This is a genomic window from Sulfurimonas sp., assembly GCF_041563495.1.
GTDB lineage: Bacteria > Campylobacterota > Campylobacteria > Campylobacterales > Sulfurimonadaceae > Sulfurimonas.
Map to the genome: position 1 here is coordinate 1 of NZ_JBFFMZ010000025.1, position 2169 is coordinate 2169.

Genomic DNA, 2169 nt, shown 5'->3' on the forward strand with positions numbered 1-2169 from the left:
ACCTTTTTTAAGCACTTGTCTCCTTTCAAAGTATTTGAAAAAAGACTTTAACAGAACTAATCTGTTTCTTTAAGCTTTGGGTTGTAAAAACTACTTTTTAAGCAGCTTTCGAACTGCCTATTTTAGCACCGCGTCTGACAACTGCATCACAAGAAGAACTGACTTCCCATCTAGGCTACGATAAACATCAAGAATTAGATAGTTCAAACTATCGTAATGGCTACAACGAAAAAACAATAAAATCTAAATATGGAAATATTGATGTTGCTATTCCAAGAGACAGAGATTCAAGCTTTGAACCACAGCTTGTAAAAAAGCGTGAAGTGCTTTTAGATGGTAGTGAAGATTTAATTTTATCACTCTATACCAAAGGTATGAGTGTAAGAGATATACAACATCATCTTGATGATTTATATGGTTATGAGCTTTCAGAACAGACTATTTCCAACATAACATCCAAGATTATCGAAAAAGCTACTGAGTGGCAGAACCGTCCACTTGATGAAATCTATCCAATTATCTTTATGGACGCGACTGTATTAAAAATTAGAGTTGATAGAGTTGTTAAAAATATAGCTGCATATATAATGCTTGGAATAACACTTGAGGGCAAAAAAGAGATTATCGGTATTTGGATTGGAGAAAATGAAACAAGTAAGTACTGGCTTACAGTTTTAAATGATATTCAAAAGCGTGGTATACAAGATGTCCTTATATTTAGAACAATTTTTAGTAACCGGAAGATTGTTCCAAATAGAGTTGAAACTTTGAACATACTCCAAAACCTACAGTTTTAGTAATAGTCTAGTTTATAGGGGACATTCCAATTGGAGATTTTTCATACATATAACTTAAGTTGGAAACCTATTGGTAAAATATGGTTCTTACTAAATCTGATGAAAATATACTTTATGAAGTAGATAATCAGCCAGTAAAAGATATTTATGTAAAATACTTAGAAGAAAAGATTATTAAACATATGCCCACTTCAGCTATAAAATTTCAACTTATTATGCATGAAGGAGGAGTTGACAGTTTTGAAAACTAACTAAAACAAAAGGTGCTTTTCCAAATGAAAAATCTCTGTTAAAATGACTCTATTTGGGTATAAAAAATGGGCTATGCTAGTGAAAAATTGGTCACTAACCATTTTTCAACTTGCTATCTTTTTCGAAGGGAGGCTAGATGAATACTTAGAGGTGTAGCTTTATGTTACAGATTCTATCTGACACGGAATTTTAAACGCTCTCTAGCTCTATATTATAAGAAATAGCATCTTTAGTTATGAAAATGTATCTTAAAGTTAAAATATAAAAATCTAATTCTTTGCGTTATTCTATAACTTCCTTATATTCATCTCTAATCTTTAGGAAATCATCAATATTTTCTAAAAATATCGTTACCAGCTTCACATCAAAATGTTGTCCTTTTTCCTCTTCAAAAAATTCTAAAATCTTATCAATTTCCCACCCTTTTTTATAGATTCTATCTGTTCCCAGTGCATCAAAAACATCTGCGATAGCTACTATTCGCGCATAGATGTGGATATCTTCACCCACAATTCCATCAGGATAACCACTTCCGTCATATTTCTCATGATGTTCTTTTGCAATAACGGCTGCCGCATTTAAAAGAGGTCTTTGTGAACCGCTCAAAACAGTATACCCTATTGTGCTGTGGGATCGCATTATCTCCCATTCTTCTTCATTAAGCTTACCTGGTTTTAAAAGAACTGTGTCAGGAATTGCTACTTTTCCTATATCATGCATAGGCGAAGCACTGGCAATAAGATTTGCTTCTTCTTCGCTGAATCCGGCTTTGAGTGCCAAGAGTCTTGAGTATTCAGAAACACGATGGATATGTTTGCCTGTCTCTTTGCTTCTTGATTCACTTATTTCTCCCATACGGCAAATTATCTCTTGCTGTGTTTTTTCTATCTCGATATGGAGTTGTACCAGTTCGGTAACATTACACATAAGGTGCAGATGCTCGACAACGACGCCTTTGCTGTCTACAATCGGTATGACGGTTGCATCCACAAAATAAGAACTTCCGTTTTTTGCAATATTTTCAAACTGCATTCTAAAAATCTCTTTTCGTCCAAGTGCAGCCTTTAGTCTTTCGCAATCTCCGCTGTCTATATGCTTTTTGTCTCTGAGTTCACTGCAG

3 protein-coding genes and 1 pseudogene are annotated in these 2169 nt (G+C 34.1%); 3 read left to right on the top strand and 1 reads right to left on the bottom strand.

Annotated elements, in window-relative coordinates; all coding sequences use genetic code 11:
• Positions 1-134: 134 nt before the first annotated feature.
• The 3 genes and pseudogenes from ABYK18_RS11945 to ABYK18_RS11955 all read left to right on the top strand — a co-directional run.
• Positions 135-797, top strand: a complete 663-nt coding sequence (locus ABYK18_RS11945; protein ID WP_373036905.1) for an IS256 family transposase — start codon at positions 135-137, stop codon at positions 795-797.
• A gap of 80 nt (positions 798-877) precedes the next feature.
• Positions 878-1048 carry a hypothetical protein gene (locus tag ABYK18_RS11950; protein WP_373036903.1) on the top strand — a complete coding sequence of 57 codons (171 nt, stop codon included), beginning with the start codon at positions 878-880 and terminating at the stop codon, positions 1046-1048.
• Positions 1042-1205 (top strand): annotated as a pseudogene (locus ABYK18_RS11955) (IS256 family transposase); the annotation flags it as partial. The gene ABYK18_RS11950 and the pseudogene ABYK18_RS11955, both read left to right, overlap by 7 nt.
• A 126-nt stretch (positions 1206-1331) precedes the next feature.
• Here the strand turns inward: ABYK18_RS11955 and ABYK18_RS11960 are convergent.
• The coding region (locus ABYK18_RS11960; RefSeq protein WP_373036904.1) for an HD domain-containing phosphohydrolase at positions 1332-2169 on the bottom strand (838 nt) is incomplete at its 5' end.

Excerpts from the sequence above, each read along its gene's own strand:
- ABYK18_RS11950 (WP_373036903.1), top strand. The coding sequence starts at position 878 with ATGGTTCTTACTAAATCTGATGAAAATATACTTTATGAAGTAGATAAT.